The organism is Bacillus sp. JJ1474 (genome assembly GCF_036965225.1).
In the GTDB taxonomy this organism is placed as follows: domain Bacteria; phylum Bacillota; class Bacilli; order Bacillales; family Cytobacillaceae; genus Cytobacillus.
In genome coordinates this window covers 1-2,231 of sequence record NZ_JBALPC010000332.1, presented here as the reverse complement: position 1 = coordinate 2,231, position 2,231 = coordinate 1, and the positions used below count along the sequence as shown (strand labels likewise).

2 protein-coding genes are annotated in these 2,231 nt (G+C 38.9%); one reads left to right on the top strand and one right to left on the bottom strand.

What is annotated here, in order from left to right:
- Positions 1-170 precede the first annotated feature (170 nt).
- A complete protein-coding gene (locus tag V7164_RS25455; protein WP_335348076.1) occupies positions 171-1,673 on the bottom strand; it encodes a phospholipase D-like domain-containing protein in 1,503 nt (500 codons plus the stop codon).
- Positions 1,674-1,952: 279 nt separating this feature from the next.
- Here V7164_RS25455 and V7164_RS25450 point away from each other — a divergent pair.
- Positions 1,953-2,231, top strand: a 279-nt coding sequence (locus V7164_RS25450) for a hypothetical protein (protein WP_335355627.1), incomplete at its 3' end; no start/stop codon positions are given.

Here is a 2,231-nt window from a genome sequence, read left to right as displayed (position 1 = left end):
CTCGGCCGCACAACTGCCCATTTAGTGAAAAAGAAAGCGTTCCTGCTTATTACAGAAACGCACCCGTTAGTTTAAGTGAAACCTTTCACAATTATTATATAACAACTTAAAAATTAACCAGTAATCTCTCTTCCAATTCTGTATTCCCAAATTTGATACTATGTTAATGGCTACAACAACGGAAAAAGGAGACGGGCACCCTGCTGCATTAACCTCTGTAAAGGAGAGCGCTGACATATATCCTCCATTTGTAAAGAGACAGAATCATGTAGGTCCCGCTCAAATTGGTCTGTAAGGTCTTTTGCCACGTCTTTACTGTAAAAAAATTCACAAACTTCGTAATTTAAGCGAAAACTTCTCATATCATAGTTTGCTGCTCCTACTTCCGCTACTTCCCCATCGATAACCATCGACTTCGCGTGCAGCATGCCTTTGTTATATAGGTAGATATGAACCCCTGCTTCCAACAACTCTCCGTAATAAGTAAAACTTGCATGTTCTACGATTTTTTGATCCCCTCGACGAGGAACCAGCAGTCTTACACGTACTCCACGTTCAACTGCTGTCTTAAGTCCCATAATAATATCTTGATCTGGTACAAAGTAGGGTGTGGTGATATCAACAGTCTTTGTGGCTTGTGTTATCCCGATAAAGTAAGCCTGCCTAATAACTGGCGTAGGAATACCAGGATTGCCTTCCACTGTCTGTACATAGGCTTGGTGCGTCCCATTGGTCGGAACTTCATTCGCGTTTGTTTCTTCAATAGTCCCCAACTCGGTGCTCCATTCTGTCAACATGGTAAATGGGTTTGATAAGCTGGTTGTAGGAGTGGTGGGGGAACCATCTTTTCCAGTTTTTGTTTTCATTCTAGATTTTGTATTTATTTGTTCTGGTGAAGCAATATTCCAATGGTCTTCGAAGATCATTTTCAAATCAGATGAAGCTTCACCCACTACTCTTACATGAGTGTCACGCCAGTGTCCTACATTTGGCTTTAATCCGGTATATTCATCCCCAATATTAATCCCACCGGTAAAAGCTTCCCTACCGTCGATTAGAACAATTTTACAATGATCCCGGTTATTCAAAGTTGAAAAAATCCAAGGGGGACGTAAAGGAAAAATATTCCGACATTCTATTCCTGCATCCATCATCCGAAAAATCTGAGTTTTAGATAATTTTCTGCTCCCCCAACCGTCTCTTATAAAACGGATATTCACACCGTCCAATGACCGTTCAATCAGTAAGTCCGTAATACGCCTTCCAATTTGGTCGTCTTTATATATGTAATATTCCAGGTCAATCGTTTTTTTGGCGTTCTGTATAGATTCCATTAGTATATCATAGGTTTTAATCCCATTTATGAGCACCTGTACATGACCAGTCCTCAATCCATCCACGGTCAAATGTTTCAATGCTTGTGCGATCACCTGAGCTGAACCGCCAAGGGAATCAGGCAGCGTGTCTGATTCGTTAGAAGTAGAAGTCGGCTTTTTACGGCGCTTCATACGTATGGGATTTGATGAAATTAAATAAAGCCCAAATCCAATTACAGGGAATATAAAACTAATGGTTATCCAATTTAAAGCCACTGCTGGTCGCCGTACCTCTCGAATCGCCATAATTATCATAAAAACAGTATTTAATAAATAAAGTCCAAAAATCCATCCCAAAATAAGCACCCTCTTTTACCTTTTAAAATGTGCAAATAGTAACAAGTTTATAACATATAACCCTGGGATTAACGAAAACAATTGGTACCCATGTTTTTCTCTTTTTTGATATTGAAGGGTTTCCAAATACCTCAATAAAAGTAACGTGTGGTCCTTTGTTTTATTGAAAACTTGGCTTGACATTAATGGTTGGAATTATTTAAAACAATGATATAAGCACAAGAAACGGGATAGGTAAACGCATATTCTTAATAGCAAAAAGAAATGAGGACTGTTTTTATGAATTCAGAAGTACAGGTTATGCCACAACAAATAGATATAACAAATACAGATGAACGAATTATAAGGAGACCAATTTTCATTAGACCGCCTTTTCTAAGACCTTTTTTTTGGAGACCTCCTATTTTCTGGAGACCTCCATTTTTTTGGAGACCCTATCTTGGAAACCCCTTTCTAGCAGGATTACTGGGTGGAGTATTGGGCGGTCTATTGGTTAGTACATTATATGGTCCTTATAGATATGTTTACTGGTATCCATATCCATATTATCCGCCATAC